At 40.6% G+C, this 24989-nt stretch carries 31 protein-coding genes, 5 pseudogenes and 1 riboswitch; of the genes and pseudogenes, 34 read left to right on the forward strand and 2 right to left on the reverse strand.

What is annotated here, in order from left to right:
• A pseudogene (locus XI25_RS23465) lies at positions 1–225 on the reverse strand (IS110 family transposase); the annotation flags it as partial.
• 334 nt (positions 226–559) lie between these two features.
• Between XI25_RS23465 and XI25_RS23470 the strand changes: the two are divergent.
• From XI25_RS23470 to XI25_RS32450, 14 genes and pseudogenes are all read left to right on the forward strand, one after another.
• Entirely contained in the window at positions 560–760 is a 201-nt protein-coding gene (locus tag XI25_RS23470; RefSeq protein ID WP_046680524.1) for a hypothetical protein, read from the forward strand.
• A 1160-nt stretch (positions 761–1920) separates the two neighbouring features.
• On the forward strand, positions 1921–2451 hold the full coding sequence (locus XI25_RS23485) for a hypothetical protein (protein WP_046680527.1): 531 nt from the start codon (positions 1921–1923) through the stop codon (positions 2449–2451).
• 155 nt (positions 2452–2606) lie between these two features.
• Positions 2607–3092 carry an NUDIX domain-containing protein gene (locus XI25_RS23490; RefSeq protein ID WP_046680621.1) on the forward strand — a complete coding sequence of 162 codons (486 nt, stop codon included), beginning with the start codon at positions 2607–2609 and terminating at the stop codon, positions 3090–3092.
• Between the two features lie 159 nt (positions 3093–3251).
• Positions 3252–3485, forward strand: coding sequence for an HAD family hydrolase (locus XI25_RS33050; protein WP_152669206.1), 234 nt, complete (start codon positions 3252–3254; stop codon positions 3483–3485).
• Positions 3486–3701: 216 nt separating this feature from the next.
• Positions 3702–3845 (forward strand): annotated as a pseudogene (locus XI25_RS37010) (immunity protein Imm33 domain-containing protein); the annotation flags it as partial.
• A 33-nt stretch (positions 3846–3878) separates the two neighbouring features.
• Complete coding sequence (locus tag XI25_RS23495) at positions 3879–4448, forward strand: histidine phosphatase family protein (protein ID WP_046680528.1); 570 nt, start codon at positions 3879–3881, stop codon at positions 4446–4448.
• 66 nt (positions 4449–4514) lie between these two features.
• Complete coding sequence (locus XI25_RS23500) at positions 4515–5042, forward strand: GrpB family protein (RefSeq protein ID WP_268794558.1); 528 nt, start codon at positions 4515–4517, stop codon at positions 5040–5042.
• A gap of 44 nt (positions 5043–5086) precedes the next feature.
• Positions 5087–5464 carry a class I SAM-dependent methyltransferase gene (locus tag XI25_RS33800; protein WP_200901475.1) on the forward strand — a complete coding sequence of 126 codons (378 nt, stop codon included), beginning with the start codon at positions 5087–5089 and terminating at the stop codon, positions 5462–5464.
• Positions 5465–5870: 406 nt separating this feature from the next.
• Entirely contained in the window at positions 5871–6278 is a 408-nt protein-coding gene (locus tag XI25_RS23510; RefSeq protein ID WP_046680529.1) for an NUDIX hydrolase, read from the forward strand.
• A gap of 172 nt (positions 6279–6450) precedes the next feature.
• Positions 6451–6648 carry a hypothetical protein gene (locus XI25_RS23515; RefSeq protein ID WP_046680530.1) on the forward strand — a complete coding sequence of 66 codons (198 nt, stop codon included), beginning with the start codon at positions 6451–6453 and terminating at the stop codon, positions 6646–6648.
• Positions 6649–6752: 104 nt separating this feature from the next.
• Positions 6753–7676 carry a DUF7638 domain-containing protein gene (locus XI25_RS23520; RefSeq protein ID WP_046680531.1) on the forward strand — a complete coding sequence of 308 codons (924 nt, stop codon included), beginning with the start codon at positions 6753–6755 and terminating at the stop codon, positions 7674–7676.
• 22 nt (positions 7677–7698) lie between these two features.
• On the forward strand, positions 7699–8091 hold the full coding sequence (locus XI25_RS23525; RefSeq protein WP_046680532.1) for a DUF6508 domain-containing protein: 393 nt from the start codon (positions 7699–7701) through the stop codon (positions 8089–8091).
• A 306-nt stretch (positions 8092–8397) separates the two neighbouring features.
• On the forward strand, positions 8398–9207 hold the full coding sequence (locus XI25_RS23535) for a GNAT family N-acetyltransferase (RefSeq protein WP_046680534.1): 810 nt from the start codon (positions 8398–8400) through the stop codon (positions 9205–9207).
• 280 nt (positions 9208–9487) lie between these two features.
• Positions 9488–9913 (forward strand): CPBP family intramembrane glutamic endopeptidase, encoded by a 426-nt coding sequence (locus XI25_RS32450; RefSeq protein ID WP_082112479.1) that lies wholly within the window; start codon positions 9488–9490, stop codon positions 9911–9913.
• Positions 9914–10134: 221 nt separating this feature from the next.
• Here XI25_RS32450 and XI25_RS23540 read toward each other — a convergent pair.
• Positions 10135–11044: pseudogene (locus tag XI25_RS23540) on the reverse strand (EamA family transporter).
• A gap of 479 nt (positions 11045–11523) precedes the next feature.
• Between XI25_RS23540 and XI25_RS23545 the strand changes: the two are divergent.
• From XI25_RS23545 to XI25_RS23635, 20 genes and pseudogenes are all read left to right on the forward strand, one after another.
• Positions 11524–11979, forward strand: coding sequence for a RidA family protein (locus tag XI25_RS23545; RefSeq protein WP_046680623.1), 456 nt, complete (start codon positions 11524–11526; stop codon positions 11977–11979).
• Positions 11980–12129: 150 nt separating this feature from the next.
• On the forward strand, positions 12130–12954 hold the full coding sequence (locus XI25_RS23550; protein WP_442950430.1) for an isoprenyl transferase: 825 nt from the start codon (positions 12130–12132) through the stop codon (positions 12952–12954).
• 286 nt (positions 12955–13240) lie between these two features.
• Positions 13241–13506: pseudogene (locus XI25_RS36480) on the forward strand (FadR/GntR family transcriptional regulator); the annotation flags it as partial.
• Between the two features lie 201 nt (positions 13507–13707).
• The gene (locus tag XI25_RS23555; RefSeq protein ID WP_046680535.1) at positions 13708–14490 is read left to right on the forward strand and encodes an ABC transporter ATP-binding protein; all 783 of its coding nucleotides are present in this window, start codon (positions 13708–13710) and stop codon (positions 14488–14490) included.
• Positions 14491–14732: 242 nt separating this feature from the next.
• The gene (locus XI25_RS23560; RefSeq protein WP_052759726.1) at positions 14733–15164 is read left to right on the forward strand and encodes an NUDIX hydrolase; all 432 of its coding nucleotides are present in this window, start codon (positions 14733–14735) and stop codon (positions 15162–15164) included.
• A gap of 31 nt (positions 15165–15195) precedes the next feature.
• On the forward strand, positions 15196–15579 hold the full coding sequence (locus XI25_RS23565; RefSeq protein ID WP_046680536.1) for a hypothetical protein: 384 nt from the start codon (positions 15196–15198) through the stop codon (positions 15577–15579).
• A 92-nt stretch (positions 15580–15671) separates the two neighbouring features.
• Positions 15672–16037 carry a DUF4180 domain-containing protein gene (locus XI25_RS23570; RefSeq protein ID WP_046680537.1) on the forward strand — a complete coding sequence of 122 codons (366 nt, stop codon included), beginning with the start codon at positions 15672–15674 and terminating at the stop codon, positions 16035–16037.
• Between the two features lie 59 nt (positions 16038–16096).
• Entirely contained in the window at positions 16097–16525 is a 429-nt protein-coding gene (locus XI25_RS23575; RefSeq protein WP_046680625.1) for a hypothetical protein, read from the forward strand.
• A gap of 45 nt (positions 16526–16570) precedes the next feature.
• A complete protein-coding gene (locus XI25_RS23580; protein ID WP_046680538.1) occupies positions 16571–17185 on the forward strand; it encodes a cyclase family protein in 615 nt (204 codons plus the stop codon).
• Between the two features lie 38 nt (positions 17186–17223).
• On the forward strand, positions 17224–18021 hold the full coding sequence (locus tag XI25_RS23585; RefSeq protein ID WP_046680626.1) for a phosphotransferase family protein: 798 nt from the start codon (positions 17224–17226) through the stop codon (positions 18019–18021).
• Positions 18022–18173: 152 nt separating this feature from the next.
• The gene (locus XI25_RS23590; RefSeq protein ID WP_046680539.1) at positions 18174–18716 is read left to right on the forward strand and encodes a GNAT family N-acetyltransferase; all 543 of its coding nucleotides are present in this window, start codon (positions 18174–18176) and stop codon (positions 18714–18716) included.
• A gap of 139 nt (positions 18717–18855) precedes the next feature.
• A pseudogene (locus XI25_RS36485) lies at positions 18856–19231 on the forward strand (hypothetical protein).
• A 615-nt stretch (positions 19232–19846) separates the two neighbouring features.
• Complete coding sequence (locus XI25_RS23600) at positions 19847–20263, forward strand: hypothetical protein (protein ID WP_235440134.1); 417 nt, start codon at positions 19847–19849, stop codon at positions 20261–20263.
• 130 nt (positions 20264–20393) lie between these two features.
• Entirely contained in the window at positions 20394–20903 is a 510-nt protein-coding gene (locus XI25_RS23605) for an NUDIX hydrolase (RefSeq protein ID WP_046680540.1), read from the forward strand.
• Positions 20904–20920: 17 nt separating this feature from the next.
• Positions 20921–21460 (forward strand): histidine phosphatase family protein, encoded by a 540-nt coding sequence (locus XI25_RS23610; RefSeq protein WP_046680541.1) that lies wholly within the window; start codon positions 20921–20923, stop codon positions 21458–21460.
• A gap of 36 nt (positions 21461–21496) precedes the next feature.
• Positions 21497–22054 carry a GNAT family N-acetyltransferase gene (locus tag XI25_RS23615; RefSeq protein WP_046680542.1) on the forward strand — a complete coding sequence of 186 codons (558 nt, stop codon included), beginning with the start codon at positions 21497–21499 and terminating at the stop codon, positions 22052–22054.
• Positions 22055–22096: 42 nt separating this feature from the next.
• A complete protein-coding gene (locus tag XI25_RS23620; RefSeq protein ID WP_046680628.1) occupies positions 22097–22549 on the forward strand; it encodes an NUDIX domain-containing protein in 453 nt (150 codons plus the stop codon).
• Between the two features lie 177 nt (positions 22550–22726).
• Positions 22727–23143 (forward strand): hypothetical protein, encoded by a 417-nt coding sequence (locus XI25_RS23625; RefSeq protein ID WP_235440136.1) that lies wholly within the window; start codon positions 22727–22729, stop codon positions 23141–23143.
• A 1-nt stretch (position 23144) separates the two neighbouring features.
• Positions 23145–23633: a GNAT family N-acetyltransferase gene (locus XI25_RS23630; protein ID WP_046680544.1), complete on the forward strand. Its 489-nt coding sequence runs from the start codon at positions 23145–23147 to the stop codon at positions 23631–23633.
• Between the two features lie 74 nt (positions 23634–23707).
• Positions 23708–24370 carry an HAD family hydrolase gene (locus tag XI25_RS23635; protein WP_046680545.1) on the forward strand — a complete coding sequence of 221 codons (663 nt, stop codon included), beginning with the start codon at positions 23708–23710 and terminating at the stop codon, positions 24368–24370.
• Between the two features lie 104 nt (positions 24371–24474).
• Positions 24475–24628, forward strand: a riboswitch (adenosylcobalamin (AdoCbl) riboswitch).
• Positions 24629–24989 lie beyond the last annotated feature (361 nt).

A 24989-nucleotide genomic window follows, 5' to 3' on the forward strand; every position in this document is an offset into this window, starting at 1 on the left:
GAAAGAAGCAATAGGTTTTGAATAATTCCCAGTGGCTTCGAGAACCACTTTTGGTTCTTGACCGGAGAGAGACTTCAATTCCTCCAGAATAGCCAGGACCCGCTGAAGATCTTCTTCTGAATGGTAAAACGGAAACGGTTTATACATACAATCTTGGTAAGAAAGAAACGCAGCAGCAACGCTTTTTCCTTTCGCAACATCGATACTTAGAACAGGTTGATTCATATAACCTCCTTAAATAAACCGGGGCAAGCACTTTTGCTCTCCACAGGTTGGCACGGTGATACGGGTTCTAGACCCAACCAGCTGAATCGGGGTATGAACAAAAGGCTAGGGCGTACAACACTTTATGCGACAGGATCTGTGTCCTAACAAAACATATGTTTTTCAGCCCGGTGTTTTCTCCAGTATAAAAGAAAAAGTTCATCCCCGAACCAGTCGGGTATGAACTGAGAATACCAACAACATATTCACGCTTTGGGCCATTCGACCCTCGGTCGCCCGGAGTCCGATGTATTTCGAAGAGGCATTACAGTATCTGAAGAACGGAGGATAATAGATGAAATCAGATCTGAATGAACTTAGTTTCGAAATTAAGAACGAAGCGGAAGAAATTCTTTATGAGCATGGTTTAATGAGGATTTTGGAACGATTCGGAAAAATCTTTGTAAGTGGCAGTTACTTTTTGGATTTAATGACTTGGAGAGATTTGGATATTTATTTAGAAGGCGACAATATGAATATTGAAACTTTTTTTTGAATTAGGCAAGGACATATCTTTATGTATAAAACCTTCAAAAATGAATTATCGAAATGAGTTTATTGGGCGTACTGAACATTTGCCGAAGGGATATTATTGGGGGTGTCATGCACTTATTAATTCAAGTGCTTGGAAGGTTGATGTTTGGTCGATATCTTCTAAAGATTTTGCTCAAAAAACAGCGTGAGGTACATGAATTGAAATCCCAGATTAATGGAGTGCAAAGAATGGCTATTTTGAAGTTAAAGAACAACCTAGATGGCCACCCTTTATACCGTAAAAAATTCTTTAGCGTAGATATTTATAATGCAGTAATCCAAGATAATATCTTTTCAGTAGACAACTTTAGAGAGTGGTTACAACATACCAGAGCAATTACTTTGTAAATGGAATCTTGTGAACTAGGCACGATAAGGTCTTATGGTGGGGCGTGGTAAATGCGAGAAACGTTATTATGAAGCTTTGAAAATAATATTGGTCAAGATAAATCGGAGAGGTATTAAAGAGATGGAAAAAATCAAAGCCATAAAAAACCGAATTAGGTGAAATTCATGGAAGAGACGCGATCTTCCTTGATGAAATTCAATTCAATCATCAAAAGAATGAAGTTAAATTAATTGGTGAGATAAATGGACTATTATGTACAGAATCAGATGATGATGAGTTTATTGGATACGAATTGCTATTCAAGAAAGTTTATTACTTTAATATGGTTGAGTTAGATGTAAGTTTACACATGTTTGATAATCCATACAATGAAAGTAGTAGTTTTGGGGAAATATCTAACACAAAAATACTTAGAGATATAAAGAATGCAAGAGATCTGGAGTTAAAGCAATATGTCATATATACATACGACGACGTTTTCGTTATAGCATGTCAAGAGTTCGAATTAAGGTTAAAGAAATAAGAGCAGTGGGCAACAAATTAGAAGGCTGATTCAGAGAAAACTAGAAATTTATTTAACATGCTATATCTAGATTTGGGTTTTACCCTTGGTTCACATGGTTGTATGCAGAAAGAGGATTCAGTGAACAACCCTGCTAGTCCAAGTCCGTCGGCCCCGGCGCGGAGCGCCTAAAGCTCTCGGGTTCATAGATATAAGAACGTTATATGAAAGAGTCGCAAATATAAAAAAAGTAAAATCAAAAGGAGAAGAAATGAAAGAGCCAGTAAAGGCTATTGTTATTGGTTTATTGGTTTGTTTTGGAATTATATCCTTGTACGTAAATAATTACAACAAAGAATATTTTATAAGTGACTCGATCAGAGATACTGAAACTGTGTTGGAAGAAAGATTGGGTACAGATATTACAGTTCGGACTAGTAAAGTAACAGACGATAAAATACATTTTGTTTTTACAATCGGTGAAACTGTCGGATCAGGTGAACTAAGTCTGGGCTGGAATCATAAATACAAACTTGAGTACTTTGGACATGGAACTAATTGGATACGAGAGAGAATTATTGAGTCTAAGTCTGGACAGTTTTTAAAACTTGCAGGACGTAATGATGAAAACATCGGGAGTATTAGAGCATTTATTGATCATGAAGTATATAACGTTAATATTCCAGATAAAGAGTATTATGTCGTGATGATACCAGTGAAAGAGACGAAACGGGAATTTACATCTGCAATGATTGTATATGATAGAGAAGGAAAAGAAATTGAAAGAAAAAATTCTTCCTAGCGAGTAAAATTCAAAGAAGGCAATTTCATTATATAACAACGTAATTACGCTGCGGGCTTATCGCCCTTGGTTCGCAAGAGTCGAATGTTAAACAAATACACGGAAGATCAAATGATTTTTCCTATGGACTGGACTCAAACATGAAGATGAGGGAAATGGCAACAGCCTTTATTTCATACAAAAATCAGTTGCTTTTAATAAAGAAGAAGCCCGGAGGATTATTTCCTTTTGAGTTTTGGAGTGGAATAGGAGGACATTTAGAAGCAGAGGAATTAAACCATCCATATACCGCTTGCCTTAGAGAGATAGAAGAAGAGACGGGCTTAAAGAAAGATGATATAGCGCATTTGGAATTGAGATATATTTTGTTGCGTCGGAAAGACAATGAAATCAGACAACAATATGTTTATTTTGGAGAGAGTAGGCATTCGAATGTGATTAGTTCTGAAGAAGGAGAATTATGCTGGATACATAAGGATGAAATAGCGAATTTAAAGATTTCTACGATTTTGAAGTACATGATTCAGCATTATAACGAGAATAGAAATAAAACAAGCGTTTATGTAGGGACAATGACAATGAGGAATAATGAAAAACCAGAAGTACAATGGACTGAATTAATAGACCCAATGATATTTTAGCAAATTCTAAGAAAGCATCCCCATCATAAAAACAACGCAGCGTGCCGAGGAATCTCGCCCCTTGGTTGTCGGAAACTTAGGACATAGAAGCGTATTCGGACAACACATCCCCGGCCTAAGAAAGAGCTATCTAAGGTTGGGTCATTTCATGAATACAAAATGATAGCAAGATTTTATACTGATTATGGGATTCATACTTTTATTTCTGAGCAATATCAATCTTATAAAAATGATGACAAGAATACGATGTTTAAAGAATTACTTAAATTTTATAATGCAGACCCAAGAAAAGTTATTCACATAGGAGATTCTATTTCCGATGTTGTAGGAGCAAAGCGAGAAGGAATCATAGCATGTTGGTTAAATCGAGACAAAAAAGACGTGGGAACATGAACTGAAACCTGATTTAGTTATAGAATCATTAAATGATTTAGAAAATATTTTGTAAATACTCTTAGAAGTCATTGCAAGTGACAGAATAACAGTGGAATAGATGCAAGGTCGGGTTTATGTATAGGGAGGAAACTTGGAATAGTAAATATCCAGATAGTGGGTGAAGGTTTATGGCTGGGGATGAGGACGAAGAATACATGAAAAAATGCTGATAATCATGCCATTTATCTGGTTAACACGATATGCAATTATGATCCCGATAGTATACTTTTTCTTAACTCGGCCCCAGGGACAGCGTTCATTCGGAGTGAAAGTGGAGTATTAGTGCTCGATGAGGAGTGGGAAGATCCGAATCATTAGTAATAACTTTGCGAGGAAATACAAGGAGGTAACATGAAAACAAACATTTTTATGGTCAGGCATGCTGAGTCTCCATTCGTTTTTGGTGAGGAACAAACTCGGGGGCTTTCTGACGAAGGGTTTCGTGATGCCGTCAAAGTTGCTGATTTATTAGAAGTTGAGGACATACATATCGTTGCTTCGAGTACTTATGCTAGAGCGAAACAAACCGTTCAGTTTTTAGCCGAGCGTAAAGGCTTGCCGATCATAGAGTTTGAAGAATTAAGAGAAAGGGCAATTAAAGGATTGAACTATAAAGCTCCGTGGGAGGAGCTTTTGATCGCAATAGATAGGTCTTTTACTGATCTGGATTTTGCATTGGAAGGTGGGGAATCAACGAGAAAAGCACAAGAAAGAGCAGTCCCGGTAATCATGGATTTGCTAGAGAAAAATAATGGGAAAAACATAGTATTAGGAACTCATGGGAATATCATGACAATCGTAATGCACTACTTTGATAGGAACTACGGGTTTGAATTTTGGAATAGCACATCGAAGCCGGACATCTATAGGATGACTTTTATAAAAGGGCAGTTGCAAGGTATCGACCGTTTATGGACTTGAGAGTAGCTAAAGAAGAGGCTGGCGTTCAAAGGAGAAATTTGATGAAGAGTCAAAAATCAAAAACCAGTGATAATTGAAGAATATAATAATGAATGGCCCGAAATGTTCAAAAATATTGAATCCATCGTATCAGAAAAACTTGATGGTCTTGTATTACGCATAGAGCATGTCGGTAGTACATCGATTCCAAATCTGGCAGCCAAGCCAATCATCGATATTGATGTCGTAATTGAATCCATGGATGATCTGCCAAGGGTAGTCAAAAAGTTAGATGAACTGGGATATGCACATGAAGGGGATTTGGGTATCAAGAATAGAGAAGCCTTTGCAAGAAGGGACGATAAGGTACCATATAGTAGTGATGGCAATGATAAGTGCGAACATCATCTATATGTATGCAATAAGGATAGCGAAGAATTAAAGAGACATATTTTGTTTCGGGATATATTAAGAAAGCATCCTTCTTTGGTATCAGAGTATGCAAAATTGAAAATTGAACTTTCTGAAAAATTCAAAAACAACCGAAAAGCTTATACCGATGGAAAGTCACAATTTGTTACGGAAGTAATGCGAAAATATAAAGAAGTTTTGTAGTTATTTGAGATGGACATAGATCTTAACTATTAGGGGTGTTTTCTTTGAAAATCGTAAGTACAAAGGAACATTATGATCTCTTGATTGAAGAGGGAAATGATCCATATTATGACCCGCCATTACTTCAAGAATATATGAGTAATTGGGATGGACCGCACTTTTATAAAGCTTTGGATGTTAAAGATAAAGTGGTTTTGGAAATTGGAGTAGGGACCGGTAGATTAGCAAAGAAAATGTTATTGTCGGGGTGTAAAAAATTCGATGGAATTGACATTTCCCTCAAGACATTAAATAGGGCAAAAGAAAATCTTGTTGATTTTTCAAACGCTGAATTTGAATTGGTTGATATTATTGACTATGTAAGACCTGATTTTTACGACTGTGCCTATAGTGTTTTAACTTTTTTTACATATCGAAGATAAGGAAAGGGCTTTCAATAACATAAACAAATCGCTTAAGAATAATGGAACGTTTGTTATATCAGTCAGTAACGATAATGATTGGTTAGAGATTGGTAACGACAGAAGAATAAAACTTTATCCACTCATGTTGGATGATTATTTGAATTTATTAACTAGAAATGGATTTATCATTGAATCCGTTCATGAGACTGAAAGTAAGTTTGCTACTGTAATAAAAAAGCATCAAACCCTGAAAGCAAATGGGAAGAAGAGATACACCGACCTTTGATATAAGAAGATCCATGAGATCAACTCATATCCAGAACCTTAGTTCACTTTGAATCAGTAAGCAATCTAATGGAATCACGGAATGCAATAAATACCTTAAAGCCCCTTTCAGTGCATTGTTTTGAGTAAGGAGAATAGTATGAACCCACCTAAACATTTTATTTCTGCTGCTGCCATTGTTTTGAATGATCAAAATGAAATATTGCTTATCCGAGGTCCGCAAAGAGGTTGGGAAATGCCAGGCGGAGTAGTTGAAGTCGGCGAGTCACTGGCACAAGCAGCAATCAGGGAAACCAAAGAAGAGGCTGGTGTTGATATTGAGATCATAAGATTTTGTGGGGTATTCCAAAATGTAAAGGAGAGTATTTGTAATACACTTTTTCTAGCGAAATACATTGGGGGTACTCCAATAACTACAACAGAGAGTCTTGAATCAGGATTTTTCCCAATTGATAAAGCATTGACCATGGTGACATATATGAATTTTAGGGAGAGAATAGAAGTTTGCTTAAAACCAATTGAAGAGCCGGTATATGTTGAGTTCTAGAATAAAGTGGCGACAACCCTGCACCACCTAAACACACCGCGACGGGTGAACCCGGGAGGAACGCCTGCAAAAAAAACGGTTTAAACTTCGAATTTTAGTATTCTGTACAGCGTCGTCTGGATTGACGGTTTGGCCGAGTTGCTTGCACGTTGAAAAAGGATAAACCGAAACCATGAAACAACTCCAAACACAGAACCGTGAATATTTGTTGTCGATTAACGATATGGGGAAGCGTGTGACCTATAGCAACACCATGGGAGAAACGTTTCAGAATCCCAGCCTGATTCCATCATTGCAAATCGAAGAGAGCAAATCATATTCATTTTTAGAGTCGGTGAATGTTCTGGCCGACCACGCATTGAATCCATAATTAAATGGAACGTATATACAGGGATGCATGGTTTGCTAATTGACCCATGAATCTCGGGTTCGTGAAATACCTGAAAGGACAACCATAATCGGAAGGTGATCTCCATGAAGAAAATTCGAAGATCCAAAATAGTTGAGGGTACTTCTATACCCGGTATTATTTGTAACGGCGGTCAATACTTTTATATTGACGTAGATATCTATGAAGATGGTATGACGAATTGCTGGGAGCTTGTGGATCTAAAAGGTTTAAAAAATAAAATCAATTCGAACTGGCTCACGCCTGTAGTTCCGGTTGGCGAAAATCTGTCCATCCATGGTTTGGGTGCATTCCAAGTCGAGGAAGCCAGCTGGAGGTTTGATCAAGAAAGTTATTATCAACACATTGAACAGACCATTCGCGTGCTTAATCCGGAATTCGTGAATATATATGAAGTTTCAGAGCGAGAGCAGAAGCAATGGGAAACTAGGAGAGTGGCACATTCCCCCAGCTTCACTGATTTTTACGTGAAAAGCGAAATGTTCTATCAGACCGTGGAGGGTAACGGCTTCACCATTTTCATGAAACACGATGGTAAGAATTATTTAGTTCATATGATCGTTTACATGGATGGCCAAGTCGTGATCTACAACCTTCCCCAAGAAGTGCAATGTAATATTGATGAAGTAAGTGAATGGTTCCAGGACGGGACATTTTTCACTACCTTCGATAATTCCAAGCCCATTTGTATTCTGGGACTCGGCGAAGTAACATTGTCTGAATCGCTGTATGCGGCAGAGGTTGAGGAGAAGTTTAAGGAACTCATGGATATTCACAAGAAATTGAATGGAGAAAAATCAACGCTCGAAGAATGCAGGGACGCTTATTATTTATATTTAGAAAATCCAATTGAGTTTTACAGGGAAAACTTAAGAGAGAAGTATGAACGGGTACCCGAGCATGAAAGAATGTATTTGGGTGATATGGATACTAGAGATTGGGATTACCAAAGAATCCTATATCGGCCGGATGAGAAACGGGAAGTGTAATGATCAAAGCGGGGAGGATTTTATGCCGTATAACTCGGATTTAACCGTTGCAGATGTGGATCGATTACTCCAATACCTCGAATATTTCCAAGATCCTTATACTGTTTTCTATCATGAAGTAAATGGATACATGTGCGAAAGTCAGGAAATCGGAAGTTTTCGTAAAGCAATAGATGATACCGGTTTCTTATTGGTATTTAATTGGAGCGAATGGTTAGCAGAGAATGAGGTCTATAGGAATTTAGATAACAATATTGAGAGCAACATCATGAACGCCGATCTGGAAACCCTTAGAAAATTAATGACCAGTTATCTTCGAGGGGATCGCTTCAGTGAAGGGTTATTTATCAGCGTATGCATGAAAGGGCATGCAGCTAAAATCTTGTTAAGACTGAGAGAATTGAAGAACTCATGATAATACTTACGCCAGGACGGAGAGGAATAAATGCAAGTAACTATAAATCTGACTGACCATAGTACTAAATTCATAATAAACAATTTATACCCGTTATATTTGCATGATCTATCTGAGATATGGGGATGGAAGCCCAATATATACGGGGTTTTTGAAGACGATGAGATTTTATCTTTGAATGAGCAGAATGAAGTTTTTGATTTAGATTTAACAAAAGCAATAAAGAATAAACAATTGCAAGGATTTCAAAGTTCCATCGTGTAACAACGTTAAACGACATTTTCTAAAACCATAGTGAGGTGAAGCATGGGCAATATTCTACCCTCTCAAGAATTAGTAATGAAGATTGAACAATCAGAGAAAGATTATATGAAAGACAGGATGGAAGCCATTCAGAATCGACAGGGTAATCCTGAAGGAGTTGAAATTGCTTACTTCGGTACGGCGATGTGCTTGTACAGCAGAACTATGCCCTGGCCAACTTTTAATACTGTCAAAGGATTAACTACGGCAGACTTGGATTATCTTGATGATATTATTGACTTTTACAGAAAGAGAGAACGGAAAGTACAATTTGAAATCGTTCCAACAAGAGTTGATCTGCGGGTATTATCCGAGTTAAGTAATCGAGGCTTGTACCAGTCCGGATTCCATGCATCGACATATTGTACACCCGTGGATCAGTTATTGTTTAAACCTGATCATGTACATATCACAGAAGTGGAGGAAAAAGACTTCCATATTTACGCTGCTATCCATTGTCGCGGAACAGGACTACCGGATGATGGGATACCATACGTGGCAGAGAATAACAAGGTCCTGTGGTATCGTCATGGGTGGAAATTCTATATTGCATATGCCGAAGAGCAGCCTGCTGCTACCGGGGTGATGTACACGAAGGATGGGATAACTTCATTAACTTTTGCCGCTACTTTACCGGAATATCGAGGACAGGGATTGCACAAGTATTTGCTGAATACCAGACTATATGAGGCATCCCAACAAAACTGTGAATTGGTGGTTGGGCAGTGTACGTTTTTGTCTCAAAGCCATCGGAATATGGAACAAGCGGGCATGAAATTAGGGTATGTAAGAACTACTTGGACAGAACGGTAGTATGAGGAAACTGAGAAGTGGAAACGTCATATAAATGTACAATGCCAATAGCGACAGAGATTTTTTAGGAATCGGGGAAGAAGTTATCTATGTTCATAGCCTTAGGTTTATCATTAATTTTAGCTTTTTCATATAAAATTGTTGAGATTTTCATCAGAATATGGTCTAAGGGTCTGATAAGATACAGTTTTATATTTTTGGGCTGTTGTTATCGTGATTCTGGTACCTTTTTTTTAAGGGGAATTATATAGTCAGTGCTCCAGTTAACATCATAACGGCAATGCCGGGATTCCTGATACTTATTGCAGCTAATTATGCATTATCCCGATTTTCGGGATATGATCCAATCGGCAAATTCAACATAGTGAATTTTGTGATCATCTATCCCATTATTGAAGAATTCATCTTTAGAGGTTTAATCCTTTCCAACTTGAATCCATATCTTAGTTCTGAAGTGTTATTGGAATTGTTGTATATGCCGGTGACTCTTTCGGTGGTCATTACTGCATTGCTATTTGCTGTTTCGCACCTGCAATATTATAGATTATCGCGACAAAGTATAAGATATATGTGTTTTGCTTTTATTGGAGGAATCTTTTTCGGGGCAATGGCAGATATGACGCAATCTATTTGGTTATCGTGTTTGTTGCATATTGAATTTAATGTATTGGCAGTATACTTCGGGAAAAAAACTCAGAGAATTTGATCATAAGAAGACATGAGAAAACTTATGGGTCATCGTCCCCGGATACCGTCATTCCCAAGCCGACCGTTTAAGGTCGGCTTTTTTTAGATATAGAATTTATAAGTTATCAGCGGAGCTGATGGAATTCTATATCGCAAGAAAAACTTCTGCTAAATGCGGTCTGTCTTCTGAGAAAGTACGACGATAGGCGTTTTTCTTAGGCTTGGTGAACAAAAAACAGACTACAGCTCATCCGCAAGGCCTAACAAAGCGATGCCGGCGATGACCATGACAACAATCGCATATTGCTTCTTGTTCAGCCGCTCCTGAAGAAAGATTCGGGACAGGATGACCGAAAAAATACTGTAGGAAGCAATGAGGGGCGCCGCAATGATGGCATTGCTGGACATGGCGAACACATAGAAGAACTGCCCCGTTGTTTCAAATAGGGCGGCATAGCCTTTCACGCGTTCCTGGAATATGCGGAAAGGCTGTTTTTTAATAAATTTCAGATATGTAAAGGCCAACACGGCGTAAATGAAAAAGGTGAATTCATACGCGAGCAGAGCAGCGTCTTCGCTGATTAGACTCAGCTCATCCAAATAAATCCCGTCGGCAAACGTCCCTAGCCCGTCGATAATGCAGTATAGAATCGGGAAGGTGATGGCCATAAAGCCGATTTGATATTTTTGATCGATTGGGGTCGAGCTGTTCTGAAGCGCCTCGCGTTCCGCCCTCTTTTCAAAAACGGCAATCCCAATCACGCCGGCAGTAATCATGGTTATGCCTAATATTTCAATGATGCTCAGCTCATGGGTGAAGAACATAAACAATAGTATGGCGGTGACGGCTCCAGACGAATTCTGTACGGGAGATGCTATGGACAGCTCCATATACCGCAACCCAATATAACCGATCGTCATCGACAAGATGTACATCGCGGATACCGGCAAATAGCGAACGAGATCCATCGGGTCAAAATTAATTCCTTTGATGAACAGATAAGTCGTAGCGTGAATTCCCATGACCAAACCGACCATAATGACGATTTTGATATGGCTGAATCGATCATGAGGATCGCTGCCTTTTTTTATAAAAGAGATCAGCGCCTCCCCAAGCTAAAGCGGTTACTACCGCAAACAAAAACCACATGACTTCGCTCTCCTTGTTATATATTTCACATATCCTATAAGCTTTATCATTATAATGACTTCGCCATGAATGTCAAGAGCATGAGATCGCGATGCAGGTCAGATATAGAGCAAGGTATGCTTGATAAGATCACAGGGAAAAGGCGGGGGCCTTCGTATATGAATGGAAATACACTTCTACGCATGATACTTAAAATAATTGTCCAAATAATCATCGCTACAATAGCGTTATAAAATGAGTTATACTGAGGCCATAGGTCAAGAGATCGACCGTTATCACCTCCCTTCACATTGAACTTGCGTTGCGGGACAATCGCCCCTTGGTTGTCGGAGGTTATACAATTAGAAGAATAATATTCAGACAACACACGACCCGGCCTAAGATAAGAGCTATCTAAGGCCGGGTCGCGTCGTAGATGCGGAAACGTTATGTGAATCCCTTGAAATTATTTTTAACCATGAAAGGCGGAAAACACATTGATACAATCCATTGAATCCAGATTAGAAAGTTTAGGAATTGTTTTACCTAAAGCCAGCAATCCTCAGGCAAGTTATACGAATTTCGTAATCGTAAACGGACTAATGTTTGTTTCAGGAAAAGGCCCAACAGGAAACCCGAAAGGTAAACTCGGAAGTGATTTTTCAACTGAACAAGGCTATCATTTTGCCAGGTTGACTGGGATTGAGGTTCTTGCAGTATTAAAAGATGCTTTAGGATCATTAGATAAAGTAAAGAGGGTAGTAAAAGTCCAAGGATTTGTTAATGCAGAACCGACTTTTGAAGAACACCATAAAGTTTTGAATGGATTCTCGGAACTGATGTTTGAAGTATTTCAAGACAAAGGAGTACATGCAAGATCCGTCTTCGGAGCGGTATCGGTAAGGGATAACCTTCCGATTATTGTGGATTCCATATTTGAAGTGCAGGAACCTTAGATGAGACCGCCAAGATCAATTAAAAAAAAGCAGGTGTGAAGTTGAAGCCTTTAGATCCGGACGCGAAAGAGAAATCAAAAGTTATATGATCACTGGCAGGACATATTGAACGATTAGTAAAGGAAAGAAAACCGGATTTATAATCAATATGTGAAAAGCAATTTTGTCTGCTTCTCGAAGAAGTGGAAGTATCATCTAACACGGTATTTAAGCATATGCACATTTTGTGAAGGGATTTCATCAGGATGCCTATTAAAAAAAACAAATTTGGATCAAAATTCATTTGAAATGTCGGGCGTTATTCCAAAACATATTGCCATCATGATGGATGGAAATGGAAGGTGGGCTACAAAAAGAGGTTTACCGCGCACTGCCGGGCATTATGCAGGCATGATGGCAATGAGAGAAGTCATTCGAAATTGTAATGCATTTAATATTAAATGTCTTACTTTGTATGCCTTTTCAACAGAGAATTGGAAACGACCAGAAGAAGAGGTAAACTATCTGATTAACTTGCCTAAACTTTTTTTTCAAGCTGAAATCATTAACGAGCTTGTGATTAATAACATAAGTATCCGGTTTATTGGTGATTTGTCCCGATTTCCCATCTCCATACAAGAGATTTTGCACAACGCTGTTGAAATTACTTCTGCAAATACGGGAATGATTGTAAATTTCGCAATGAATTATGGCGGTAGGGCAGATATTATACAAGCGTTTAAAAATTGCATTCGGGATGGGGTTACATCTGAGGAATTAACTGAAGCGCATTTTCAATCTTATTTATATACAAAAGAATGGTCAGAACCGGAACTCATATTAAGAACCAGCGGGGAACGAAGACTAAGCAATTTCTTATTGTGGCAATCATCCCAATCCGAGCTCATGTTTATCGATACGCTATGGCCAGATTTTAATGCAGAACATTTGAAGAAGGCCATCATGGAGTATCAGGAAAGATTAAAGAGATTATGATAGTGACTGTCATGACAATGAACCGGCCATTAAGACTTATGAAAAAAGCCGGTATGTCAGAGTAGAGGAAATCGTACTCGAAAAGGAGCTTGACTGATCAATTAGATAAATGATGCCAAGAAGCTTGGGGACTATTCCCTAAGCTTCTTTTTGTTTGTGGAGGAAGATTTATCTGTTCCTTATGGACCGTTGATTTATGCATGCCCCACATCGCGGGCTGCACTTAACGCCAGATGGTACTTTTTTTCTTGTATGCTTTTTGTGAATATGTTAAACTTCCAGAAATAAAATTCCAACAGAACCGGAACTGATGGAACTATTCGGAGTACGGCGATCCACGATCCGTGAAGCTATCCGGGTCCTTGTGCATGCTGGACTGCTTGAGAAAAAACAAGGTTCGGTACTTATCTAAAAGCCAGCCCCGTCATCCAAGAGCCTCTTGCACATCGGCTGCATCGCGCAGAGCTTATAGAGGTATACGAGGCGAGGAAGATGTTGGAGTTGGAAATATCACGGTTAGCCGCTCTTCGCCGGGATGAAGCAGTTATACGAGGCTATTAAGGATCAAGCCCCGGATCTTGCTTTAAAGTGGACGCTTCTTAATCTGGAAGGAACAATTGCTGGGTTATAGCCATTTTTTTTATGACAAAACAGCAGATGATGTGATCTTTAACTGAAAGCGGAAAATCTCAAAGGCAAATGGACTTTCAGCATACATAATTCTGCTACCCCAAATCTAGGAGGAATAATGCTATGTCAAATATTATTGAGGTCAAAGATGTCCTTTGGGGGCGTGATCAAAAAATCATATTGAACAACATCAATTGGACGATCCGAAAAGGGGAACATTGGGCGATTTTGGGACTAAATGGCTCGGGAAAGACCACGCTATTGAATATGATAACGGGGTACATTTGGCCGACAAAAGGACAAATTTCCGTATTGGGCCATCGGTATGGAACCGTCGATTTGCGGGAAATGCGCAAACGAATCGGATGGGTAAGCTCGTCTTTCCAAGAACGGATTCACCCCAATGAGAAAACGCAGCATTTGGTGATCAGCGGGCTGCATGCCTCCGTTGGATTATTTGAGAAACCGACGGAGGAAAACATCCAAAAAGCCGCTCACCTCATGGAAACGCTCGGCTGTGCACACCTGTTTGACCGTCAATATCAGACCTGCTCACAAGGGGAAAAACAAAAACTTCTTATCGCCAGAGCGCTTATGGCCTCGCCGGAGTTGCTTATTTTAGATGAAGCTTGTAACGGACTGGACTTCTTGTCCAGAGAATCCTTGCTTCAAAGCATCGTAAATCTGACTAATCAAGAAGACGCTCCTACGCTTTTGTATGTGACCCATCATGTGGAGGAAATATTGCCTGAATTTACGCACTCCTTGCTGCTCCGAAGAGGAACCGTATTTGGAAGTGGAAGAACGACAGAAGTTCTTACCAGTGAACAGTTATCCGCTTTGTTTGAGACCCCTGTTCAAGTATCTTGGCAAAACAAGCGGGCTTGGCTTTCGCTTTCGCGATAACGTATTGACGCAACTTCAGAGCACAAAAACTGCATAGAGAAGCAGTCGACCGCAAGTAGTCGAAATTGACCGTTGCCTTAGGGGGGCGGTCCATTTCTTTTTGGGTTGAACATTAATTTCGAGTCAGCCAATTAAAAACGATTTATTGTGCCAAAAGGAGGCCAAAATGGAGGAATTAAACATCATATACCGAAATAATGGAAAAACCATCGTAGAAGATAAATACAAAAAAGACCTATATCATGGAAGAGGATAATCATGCTGTAGTGATATTGGCCCGATATTTGAATTCCTTTATTTTTGTAAAGCAATTCAGAAGAGCTGTTAACGATGATGTCATTCAACTTCCTGGAGGAAAGGTCGAAAAAGGGGAGGAACTTGAGAAAGCCGCTCGCAGGGAGTTCCTTGAAGAAACAGGTGCTCAATGCGGAAGTATGGATTATCTTGGTTCTCTAGTACCGGCTAGTTGGATAAGCAATGTCGTGACTCATGTGTTTTATACAGATGATATTGTAAACTTTTCGGATCAGCAGCTTGAGGAATATGAATCCATTGAAGTGCTGAGAGTGAGTGTCGAAGATACCGTAAACATGATTAAAGAGAGCAAGATCAATGATTCCGAGGTAACCTTTGCCGTCTTGCAAGGAATACTCAAAGGCTATATTAAACTATAAGTTTCGATCAGGTTTAAAAGGAGGCGAGTATATGTTGGTGATGGAATCTGCAATAATATTTTCTGCTTTAATTGGTATTGTGGTTGTATTCCAGCTATTGTTAGCTGCAGGAATGCCATGGGGAAGTTACGCGATGGGCGGGAAGTTTCCAGGCAAATATCCACCGTCTATGCGACTAGCTTCTGTTATTCAAGCCATCATATTAATATTCATAGCCTCCATCGTATTAAGTAAATCAGGCTTAATATTACCGGGGTGGTACTCTTTTACGAAAACGGCGATCTGGTTTGTTGTCGGTTTTTCTGTGGTCGCCACCATACTGAACTTAATTACAAGGAGTGTATGGGAGAGGAGAATTTGGGCTCCTGTATCTTTGCTGCTTCTCATAACAAGCATTAATGTAGCCATTGGATGACCGAAAGCTGCAGTTTTATCCCACGAGGTCACCTAGTATTCTTATGAAGGCCGGGTTCCTTTATGAAACGTAAAAAAAACGGGAGGTTTATTATGAATATAACCGCGGTTAAACACAACGGAGCAGAGATTGCCCTTGTTCGCAGCAACGAAATATTGATAACGGACGTGCAGTCGGCTTTGGATCTTATGATGACTGTGAACTATGAGGTTGGATGCAATCGAATAGTTATCGACAAGTCGGCAGTGTGCGAGGAATTTTTTGATTTGAAAACCCGGCTCGCTGGGGAAATATTGCAAAAGTTTATTAATTATCAGACTAAAATTGCAATAATTGGCGATTTTTCTGCGTATTCAAGCAAGAGTCTCAAAGATTTCATATACGAAAGCAACCATGGAAGGGATATATTTTTCTTGGACAATGAAGAACAGGCTATTGAAAAATTGAGTACATTCTAGGTTAGAAAAGAAACGATAAAATGTGATTCCGGAAGATCGAATTGAAAGGACAGGGATTGATGGATAAAGCGGAAGCACTTTTCCTGCTCAAATGCCATGCATTCGCTCATGATGATGTGGAGCATGAAAAGATGCGGCATGGATTTTTGGGAATGCTTAGACCTTTTCGCGGGGAATTGTATGAACGTAATTTCCATGAGCTGATGTTGATTATCGAAGTACTGGCGGAAGAGTTCGAAAAGCCGCAAGTACAACGAGTCATGATCTCATGCCTCTGGAGCATTTGTCAGCTTGCCCGGGCCTGGGCTGTATATCCTGACGGTATGCTGCAGAGCAACGGGTTGATCTCCAAGGAGCAAGTCGATCAGATGGAAGAGTGGCTCGACATGATTTCATATGCTGTTATGGTTATTTTGGAAGGCGAAGGTCAGTTGGATGAGGCGTTGTGGGGATATCGGGAATATTTGCACAAGGATAAAGGTAATTAAGCTCTAATTAAGACTCAGCAAAAAACTGTATTAGGAGAGAACACGATGTTCATAGATCTTACCCACTTGATCGTAGACGACATGCCCGTTTATCCCGGCGATTCGAAAACGGAACTGATTCAATCCAAGCATCTTCAAAGGGACGGTTACAATAATCATCATTTAACCATGAATATGCATGTGGGTACGCATATTGATGGTCCGATGCATTTAACGGACGCCGACTCTTATTTAAGCGATTTCCCTTTATATTCGTTTATCGGAAACGGCGTGGTCCTGGATGTTTCAGGACAAAAGGAAATTGAGTACAAAATAGAATATGAAACCTTCATTAAAGTGCAGCATATTGTCATTTTGTATACAGGGTACAGTAAATTTTTCGGAGAACATGAGTATTTTACAAAACATCCGGTACTCACGAAACCATTCGCTGAATTATTGGTCAGAAAGAAAGTCAAAATGATCGGTTTGGACACCCCATCGCCGGACAGGCATCCATTTGAGATTCATAAATATTTGTTTCAGAATAAGGTGCTTATAGCCGAAAATTTAACGAATGTTGGGTTGCTGCTGCAAGCCAAGTCTTTTGAAGTTATTGCGCTGCCCTTGCATATCAAAGCGGATTCGTCGCCTGCGCGCGTTATTGCTCGCGTGGAGTAAACGTCACCGTGGCGGCACAATTCAGAAAGGAAAGGACCATGAAAATCGGAGAATTGCTTGGCACGGGTAACACGGCAAACGTTTATCAATGGGGAAATACCGAAGTCATCAAAATTTTTCATGATCATATCTGCTCCATGCATGAGGCCCAAAAAGAAGCAAGCCATGCAGAGATGATCAATGACTTAAACCTGAGAACACCGAAATATTCAGGTTCCATCGAATATGAAGGAAAACCTTGTCTCATCTATGAACGAATTGATGGGCCGACTATGCTAAGGCAGATCGAAGCATCCAAATCAAGCGTATCCTACTATGCCCGGCTAATGGCACAGCTTCATTTTGAAATGCATAAGGTTGAGATAACACGTACCTCTAATCTAAAAGACGAAATAACCAACAGGATTAACATGACTAGTAAAATCAAAGAATCCGAGAAACAACCCGTTCATGCCATTCTTGGGGCCTTGCCTGAGGGCAATGCTATTTGTCATTATGATTTTCATCCGGATAACATCATCCTTTCATCCAATGGACCCATCATTATTGACTGGATAAATGTATTGATCGGTCATCCGGCAGCAGATGTCGCAAGGAGTTCAATGATGATTCAGTCACATGCACTCCCGCCCAATGCTCCCCGCTGGTTGAACGAAAGAGAATATCGCGAGTTTTTCGATGAAGAATATGTACGGGAATATTTTATGCTGTCCGGGATGGATCAAAGCATGCTTGATGATTGGATGGCCCCAACTTTAGCGGCCCGAATTGATGAATTGAACCAAGAAGCCCAAAGCGAGATTATAGATAAATTACGAAACATACTAATGAACTAATTTGGAGGTTCCTATAAAAGAAACCTGATAAAATGTTCGAAAGTATAAATACAGTTCATCTAAATATGCAGAGATAGAAGAGATCAAGATTTAATATGGTTTTATTTTTACGAGAGCGTTTGCAGAAAATAATCTTCTGAGGTGAAAATAACATGTTGGTATATAAATCGGAAGAGATCGCCGTTCGTGAACTCGAGAAATCGGATGAGCTGCTGTTAGTTGCCTGGTTATCCAATTCCAGTGTACTTCAATATTATGAAGGGCGAGACCGCCCCCATGATCTGGAGATGGTTCGAGAATCTTTTTATGTCGATGATGATGAGAGCAGATGCATCATTGAGTACAATGGAAAACCGATCGGTTATATCCAATTCTATCTTCTGGATGAAGAGACAAGGGCCGATTACGGCTATCTGGAAACCAACGAAAAGATTTATGGAATGGATCAATTTATTGGCGAAATTGAATATTGGAATAAAGGCATTGGAAAGAAACTGGTCAAGTCAATGGTTGAATATCTGGTTAATCATGAAGGTGCCGATAAAATCGTAATGGATCCGCAAGCTTGGAATTTGCGGGCATTAACCTGTTATGAGAGATGCGGGTTCAAGAAAATAAAAGTTTTGAAAGAACATGAAGAGCATGAAGGTGAACTCAGAGATTGCTGGTTGATAGAGTATTCACGCAGTAACTGATGCCCTATCCTTGATTCATGACAAGAAAGTGGATAACCTTTTTTCTGAAAAACAAACTTTTTAACGGGTGTAAGTGTCTTACACCGATCTTGGAGTTTGCCAATATACTATATCAACCTTTGAAAAGGAGTGATATAAATTGGCAAACAGAGATGTACGTCTTGCGCTTTGGTCTAACACGTTTTTTTTCGGGTCGTCGGATCCTCTTAAGACGCGGAGGAGTTGCGGTTCGGGATCTTGGGGCTTTCCGGTTTGATAACGTCCTCTCGAGCTTCCGGCTCAGAAACGTTGTGCAAAGTTCCCAAGTAACGCTTGTGCTGTTCTCAAGAATTAACTTCCAGGGATCGTTCCGCGTGTTCCGCGGCAGCCAAAACGTGGCGAACCTGGGTACCTTGGGCTTTGACAATGTCACATCTTCATTGATTTTGGTAGGCCGCAATCTTACGGACAACGAAATTACTCAAATTCAAAACACTGGCAGACCGCCTCAAGACATCCTCATCATTAGACAGTGACAGGTTTCATCGTTAGGTCGAAAGGAGTCCCTATCTTAGGGGCTCCTTTCGACTGTTAAAAAAGAATGATTTTTCCAAGATTCCCTCAAGGCTTACTTGTTTCTTCTCCGTAAACAGCGAAGTTGCAAATTTAACCTCAGGATACTTTTGATTTGGCCCTTCAAGCAGATTCCGCTGGCAGTGAAGAGCAGAAGTCGGCGATTCCCGTTTTTAAAGAAGATCATGACAGCCAACAAACCTGCGTTTGACAAAAGAAGCAGCAGTTCAAAAATTCTCACTTTAGAATTCTCTTTAATTTAATCTTTATAAACTGCAAATGAATCCATCAATACATATTCTTGCTGAATGCCAACCTGAAAAGAGCAGCCGCCTCCATCCATTGGAAAATGTTTTACTTTATCCTATCCCGTCAGGCATGATTAACCTTACTAAGGCTTGTAATGATGTCATTTTGAAGGAATGATGCTTTACATTCGCTGGACATTACCTCATTCCAGGTTCATGGTATGAAATCTCCGTTTCTTGGAAGGAAGGTTGCAAATATAAAAAGGTAAATACCGAATGGCATAGAACTATTTATAAGGATTTAAAAATATTTGGGGGAGGCACTCGAAAGTGTCCAGAATTTTCAAATCTGTCCTGTGTTTTGTCTTTATGTTCTGTTTGTTTATCCAACCTTCGTCGGCATCCGGAAAAACAGGCGCGATCAAAGTCACGCTCGTCCGGATCGAACTGGTCGAGAATAATCATGTCGGGAACGATTGGTACACCACGGCCCATGTAAACGGCAAAGTAATCGCAGAGGGGTCGACAGTCTCCTTAAATCTCAAATCAAATAGTAGTATAAAGCTTAAAGCCTATGCAGAAGAGCAGGATAAAATCCCTGACATTGGCACAGCGAATGCGTCGATAAAATTAAGCACGATCAAGAAGACAACGAACAAGGAGCTCAACGTCAGGGTAGTCGAGAATAGGGGAAGATATTCGGGAAACACGGCACTTTGGAAATTCACGTTTAAAATACAAAAATAATAGATCGTTTTGCCAATAACCTGAAGATGGACCGGGTTATTGGTTTCTTATTTACATGGACCAAATTTTTCCGGATTTAAGGGAATCTGCTTGCGGACTCCTCAATTTTCAAGTTTGGAGGATTATACTCATGATCGATTTTACCGTTTGTTTCATTAAGCAGGGCTCAAAAGTATTGCTGCTAAATCGTGAATTTCCCGCTTGGATGGGGCATTGGAACGGGGTGGGCGGAAAGATCGAACCAGGCGAATCGCCGCGCGAGTCGATGGTTCGCGAGATTTATGAAGAAACGGGACTAACGATACCCGATGTTCAGTTCAAGGGGATTGAAACCTGGTTTGTAGACCAGCAATTTGTGGGCGGAATGTATTTGTATTCGGCAGATCTTCCCGATGAGCACATATACGAGACACCCGTCAAGATCTCAGAGGGGATTTTGGACTGGAAGGAGCTTTCTTGGATCACCAATCCCCAAAACACCGGAGTGGCAAGCGATATTCCGTTGACCTTGAAGCATATTCTTTACGACGAGGAAATATACGAGCATCGTTGTTCCTACTCGGAAGGAAAGCTGGTGAAGCATCGGCTAATAGGTGTGGACAAACCATATGAGCTGCCCGAATTACCGGAAAGGGTTTGAAGAGAAGGGGGAAGTGAATGAAAAACATCTTTCTAATCAGACATTGCAAGGCTGAAGGACAGGAACCGGCAGCCCGATTAACCAGTGAAGGCGCAGAGCAATCCCATCAGCTTGCCGAACGGTTGCGGGGGATGGGGATTGATTTGGTTGTCACGAGCCCTTATCAACGAGCCATTGAATCGATTCGGCCTTTATGCGATATGCTGGGACTGGCTTATACGGTTGATCGCCGGCTTGAAGAACGGGTTTTGAGTTCAAAGAATCTGGACAACTGGATGGAGCTCTTAAAGGAAACCTATGTAGACTTGGACATCGTTTATGAGGGTGGAGAATCATCCAAGGAAGCTATGCAAAGAGGAATGGAAGTCATCAATGAAGCCATCAATGGACCGTACCATAATATAGCGGTGGTTACGTACGGTGCATTAATGTCTTTGATATTGAAGCATTTTGATGATTCCGTGGGATTCGAAGAATGGCTTAACCTATCCAATCCGGATATCTATTTAATAAGAGTAGAAAACCGGAAATATGAGATAGAACGATTCTGGGAATAGACTTGCTTGACTTGTCGGCCTTTGGAGGGATACGCAGTGGAGTATAAAAGTGATCGTCTGACGTTTAGGGAGTATAACAAAGGAGATTTTCCATTGTTATATTCTATTTTTTCGAATGAACAAATCATGAAGTATGCTTATATGGATAAGGTTGGAAAAGAAGAGGATCTGCTGCCCTATTTTAAAAGGATTCTCCAGAATAACAATACACCGGAGGGGCGCACTTCTTACGAATTTGGCGTTTTTTTTTATCATCGAGCGGGCAATTTTATCGGTTTTGCGGATGTGGAAATAGTAAAGCAGAATCAGGATGGAGGCAATGGGGAGATCGGTTATTTTTTTGCTGCCGGACTTTTTGGGGGGCAGGGGTTTGCGACCGAAATCGTAAATATGTTGCTTAAAGTATGTTTTGAGGAAATGAATTTACATAGGGTTTTCGCAAGATGCAACGCCAACAACACCAATTCGGAAAAAGTCATGATCAAAGCCGGCATGGCAAAAGAGGGGCGTTTCCGGAAGGTTAGATACAAAAATGGCCGTTGGGATGATGAGCTTCAGTACAGTATTTTGGATGAAGATTGGAGACGGCAGTAAGTGGGGGAGCACCCAATAGACGCCAAAAAAGAGGGAGTGCCTATGGCAAAACCATTGTTGAGAGCTGAAGGGATCATATACGATAAAGACTTTACGCGAATATTGGTTCAATGCGATAAGGAAGAGTCTTTTTTCAGGTTTCCTGGCGGGGGAGTTGAATTCGGGGAGACGGCTTGCGAAGCCATTGCCAGGGAGCTTATCGAAGAATTTGATCTAACCGTTTGGGTAGGGCCCTTGGCATTAGTTAATGAAAGTATTGTTGAATACGATGGCATTCAAAGACATGATTGCACGTTGATCCATTGGTGCAGACTGCGGGATGACGGCGATATATTAGAATGGAAAAGGCATAAAGAGCATGATGGCATAAAATTAATATGGAAAACCATTGGCGAGTTGGGAACGAAGCCGTTGTATCCTGAAGGAGCATTGGAAGTCATTGAGAAGAAAAACACGAATGAACAACGCCATTTAGTCGTTAGAAAGACTTACTGAGAAAAGGGCTAATATAAGGAATGGTGTCCAATGAGCTACCTGCTATATCACTACTATGATAAAGACCTAGGACCGTTTAGAAATTTATCGAGCCTGCCTTTTTCACAAGCCAACCAGATCTTGAACCAACTTATACAAGAAGGGAAGGGCTTTGCAAGCCGGAGATCGAATGATTATTTGGTGATTCGAAGAGAACTGGAAGAACAAGCAAGGAACGCATTTATCCGTAAGGGCGGGAAACCGAGAAACGAATTCCCTCACTATATGACCCTGGAAGCATGCTGCTGGATTAAGGAATGGTACATCGAAGGCTGCGAAATCAATATACGCCTGGATGAATTTAACGAAGATTCCATTAGCTTCACTTATGGCGACTTGTTTCCGACGATGAGATATGAAGATGGCAAATTCTATCGAAAACAAGTTTACACGAAGAAAGAAATCATGGAATTGGTAGGTAAATTAGGCTTGCCGCAGGAGTGGAACAAGGATGGGACATTGGGGCCGGAAAGATATGTTGAAGTTCAGATATGGGATGAAGACATCATAAGCAAATATCTAAAAAAGAGATCGATCATTATTGGAGGTGCCTAAGATGCTGGAGTATAGAGATGCTGTCAGTGATGATTTTAGGATTATCGCGAATTTTCCACAGAATCCGGTAGAGCTGTTTTATATGTTCCCGAAGGGAACTTACCCCGTAACACCGGAACAGCTCGAAGAAACGGCTTTGGTTAGATACGCTCCGACCGTGATTACCCAAAGGGGTAAAGTGGTTGGGTATTGTAATTTATACGATGTAACCGAAGGGAATGACAGTTGGCTGGGCAATGTGATCGTTCACCCTGGCTTCAGAAGAGCCGGGATCGGCGAGTTTTTATTGAACAGCATGAAGCATAGGGCCCGTTCTGAGTATGCATGCCGCAATCTGAAGCTGATATGCCATAACACGAATACCGGAGCGCTGTTGTTTTATTATAGGCATGGCTTCAAGCCGTTTGATATGAAGGTGATGGAGGATGATAAGGGCAGCCGCATAGCGGGGATAATCATGTCCCTGGATCTCGGCCTGAAATCTGATTAAATGGTACTCAAAATCATGGAAGCCCAAGCCGGTCAGGCATCCGTTAACCAAACGGCGTGGAAGTGGAGGGGACGATGAATCATATAAAAGCCATCATTTTTGATCTGGATAACACTATTCTGGATCGGACAAGCACGTTCGGCAGTTTTACGCATTCCTTCATCAACCATTATTTTAAACATTTGGAGTCGACTCAAAAAGTTTACGATCGCATCATTGAGCTTGACCAGGACGGATACAAAGACAAAGATGAATTGTTTGCCGAGCTCATTGAGGAATTGCCTTGGATGGCGAAACCTCAACGAACCGAGCTGCTGGATTTTTACAGAAAGGAATATGTGAACAGTGCCGTCCTGATGAAAGGGGCTAAGGAAGTTATAGCCCATTCAAGAAAGAAATATAAGACGGGTTTAATAACGAACGGAAAGACCTCCATACAGTATGGGAAAATTGATAAACTGGGCCTTAGAAACGACTTTGATTTAATCCTGGTTTCGGAAGAAGCAGGAATAAAGAAGCCCGACCCCGGCATTTTTGAGATGGCCTTGAATAAACTTCGTTTAAAACCTGAAGAATGCATTTACGTCGGCGATCATCCGGCCAACGACATTGAAGGCGCGGCAAAAACCGGGATGGAAACGATATGGATTCAAGTCAATCAGCCTTGGAATCCCGAGATCACGGCCAGACCGCGGCATTCGATAAAACATATGAGTGAATTGCTGGAGTTGTTATAAAAAAAAGAGATGCCGGGAGGGTAGAAACAATTTTACCCGGTTGCATATTGCCAATCTGTATGTTTGTGCTATAATAATGTCGAATGGACGCCCATTCGAGTTTTGCACAATAGAAAAAGTTATAGGCAATGGAAGTTTGGTGCAAATCCAACGCGGTCCCGCCACTGTGATAGATCGATCATGATCGGTCTTAAGTCAGGTCTTTTGCCTAGAAACTTTGTCTGGCCAGTCATTTCGAGGCGAAAGTGACTGGTTTACGAGTCTAGTGACGTTTACGCCTCGCTAGGCTTTTTTTACGTTGCAAGACGGCAGCCGACACGGATGTCGGCCAGGCCGGGTGCTCGCCGCCAAACCTATACGATGAGGTATAGCAACGAAGCAAGCGGGTAATTCCTCAATGCCGAGGAATTCTGTGCACAATGAAGTGCATATCCCATTTTTTTAAGATATAAGAAAGTATATGCTTCGAAAGACGCGGCTTCCTTATATCGCAAGAAAAACTTCCGCTAAATGCGGTCTGTCTTCTGAGAAAGTACGTCGATAGACGTTTTTCTTAAGGAATCGCTCATGCACAGAGCCGGTCAAGTTAATATTTGGTTGACGGGTCATCGGCTAAAGG

This window comes from Paenibacillus sp. DMB20, assembly GCF_000987955.1.
In the GTDB taxonomy this organism is placed as follows: Bacteria; Bacillota; Bacilli; order Paenibacillales; family Paenibacillaceae; genus Paenibacillus_AQ.

Bases quoted from the DNA above. Each gene is read 5' to 3' on its own strand.
- XI25_RS23630 (WP_046680544.1), top strand. From the start codon at position 23,145: ATGCTGGAGTATAGAGATGCTGTCAGTGATGATTTTAGGATTATCGCG.
- XI25_RS23590 (WP_046680539.1), top strand. From the start codon at position 18,174: ATGTTGGTATATAAATCGGAAGAGATCGCCGTTCGTGAACTCGAGAAA.
- XI25_RS23525 (WP_046680532.1), top strand. From the start codon at position 7,699: ATGCCGTATAACTCGGATTTAACCGTTGCAGATGTGGATCGATTACTC.
- XI25_RS23555 (WP_046680535.1), top strand. From the start codon at position 13,708: ATGTCAAATATTATTGAGGTCAAAGATGTCCTTTGGGGGCGTGATCAA.
- XI25_RS23605 (WP_046680540.1), top strand. From the start codon at position 20,394: ATGATCGATTTTACCGTTTGTTTCATTAAGCAGGGCTCAAAAGTATTG.
- XI25_RS23560 (WP_052759726.1), top strand. From the start codon at position 14,733: ATGGAAGAGGATAATCATGCTGTAGTGATATTGGCCCGATATTTGAAT.
- XI25_RS23520 (WP_046680531.1), top strand. From the start codon at position 6,753: ATGAAGAAAATTCGAAGATCCAAAATAGTTGAGGGTACTTCTATACCC.
- XI25_RS23510 (WP_046680529.1), top strand. From the start codon at position 5,871: ATGAACCCACCTAAACATTTTATTTCTGCTGCTGCCATTGTTTTGAAT.
- XI25_RS32450 (WP_082112479.1), top strand. From the start codon at position 9,488: ATGCCGGGATTCCTGATACTTATTGCAGCTAATTATGCATTATCCCGA.
- XI25_RS23570 (WP_046680537.1), top strand. From the start codon at position 15,672: ATGAATATAACCGCGGTTAAACACAACGGAGCAGAGATTGCCCTTGTT.
- XI25_RS33050 (WP_152669206.1), top strand. From the start codon at position 3,252: ATGATAGCAAGATTTTATACTGATTATGGGATTCATACTTTTATTTCT.
- XI25_RS23485 (WP_046680527.1), top strand. From the start codon at position 1,921: ATGAAAGAGCCAGTAAAGGCTATTGTTATTGGTTTATTGGTTTGTTTT.
- XI25_RS23575 (WP_046680625.1), top strand. From the start codon at position 16,097: ATGGATAAAGCGGAAGCACTTTTCCTGCTCAAATGCCATGCATTCGCT.
- XI25_RS23620 (WP_046680628.1), top strand. From the start codon at position 22,097: ATGGCAAAACCATTGTTGAGAGCTGAAGGGATCATATACGATAAAGAC.
- XI25_RS23610 (WP_046680541.1), top strand. From the start codon at position 20,921: ATGAAAAACATCTTTCTAATCAGACATTGCAAGGCTGAAGGACAGGAA.
- XI25_RS23490 (WP_046680621.1), top strand. From the start codon at position 2,607: ATGGCAACAGCCTTTATTTCATACAAAAATCAGTTGCTTTTAATAAAG.
- XI25_RS23580 (WP_046680538.1), top strand. From the start codon at position 16,571: ATGTTCATAGATCTTACCCACTTGATCGTAGACGACATGCCCGTTTAT.
- XI25_RS23495 (WP_046680528.1), top strand. From the start codon at position 3,879: ATGAAAACAAACATTTTTATGGTCAGGCATGCTGAGTCTCCATTCGTT.
- XI25_RS23565 (WP_046680536.1), top strand. From the start codon at position 15,196: ATGTTGGTGATGGAATCTGCAATAATATTTTCTGCTTTAATTGGTATT.
- XI25_RS23515 (WP_046680530.1), top strand. From the start codon at position 6,451: ATGAAACAACTCCAAACACAGAACCGTGAATATTTGTTGTCGATTAAC.
- XI25_RS23535 (WP_046680534.1), top strand. From the start codon at position 8,398: ATGGGCAATATTCTACCCTCTCAAGAATTAGTAATGAAGATTGAACAA.
- XI25_RS23635 (WP_046680545.1), top strand. From the start codon at position 23,708: ATGAATCATATAAAAGCCATCATTTTTGATCTGGATAACACTATTCTG.
- XI25_RS23585 (WP_046680626.1), top strand. From the start codon at position 17,224: ATGAAAATCGGAGAATTGCTTGGCACGGGTAACACGGCAAACGTTTAT.
- XI25_RS23470 (WP_046680524.1), top strand. From the start codon at position 560: ATGAAATCAGATCTGAATGAACTTAGTTTCGAAATTAAGAACGAAGCG.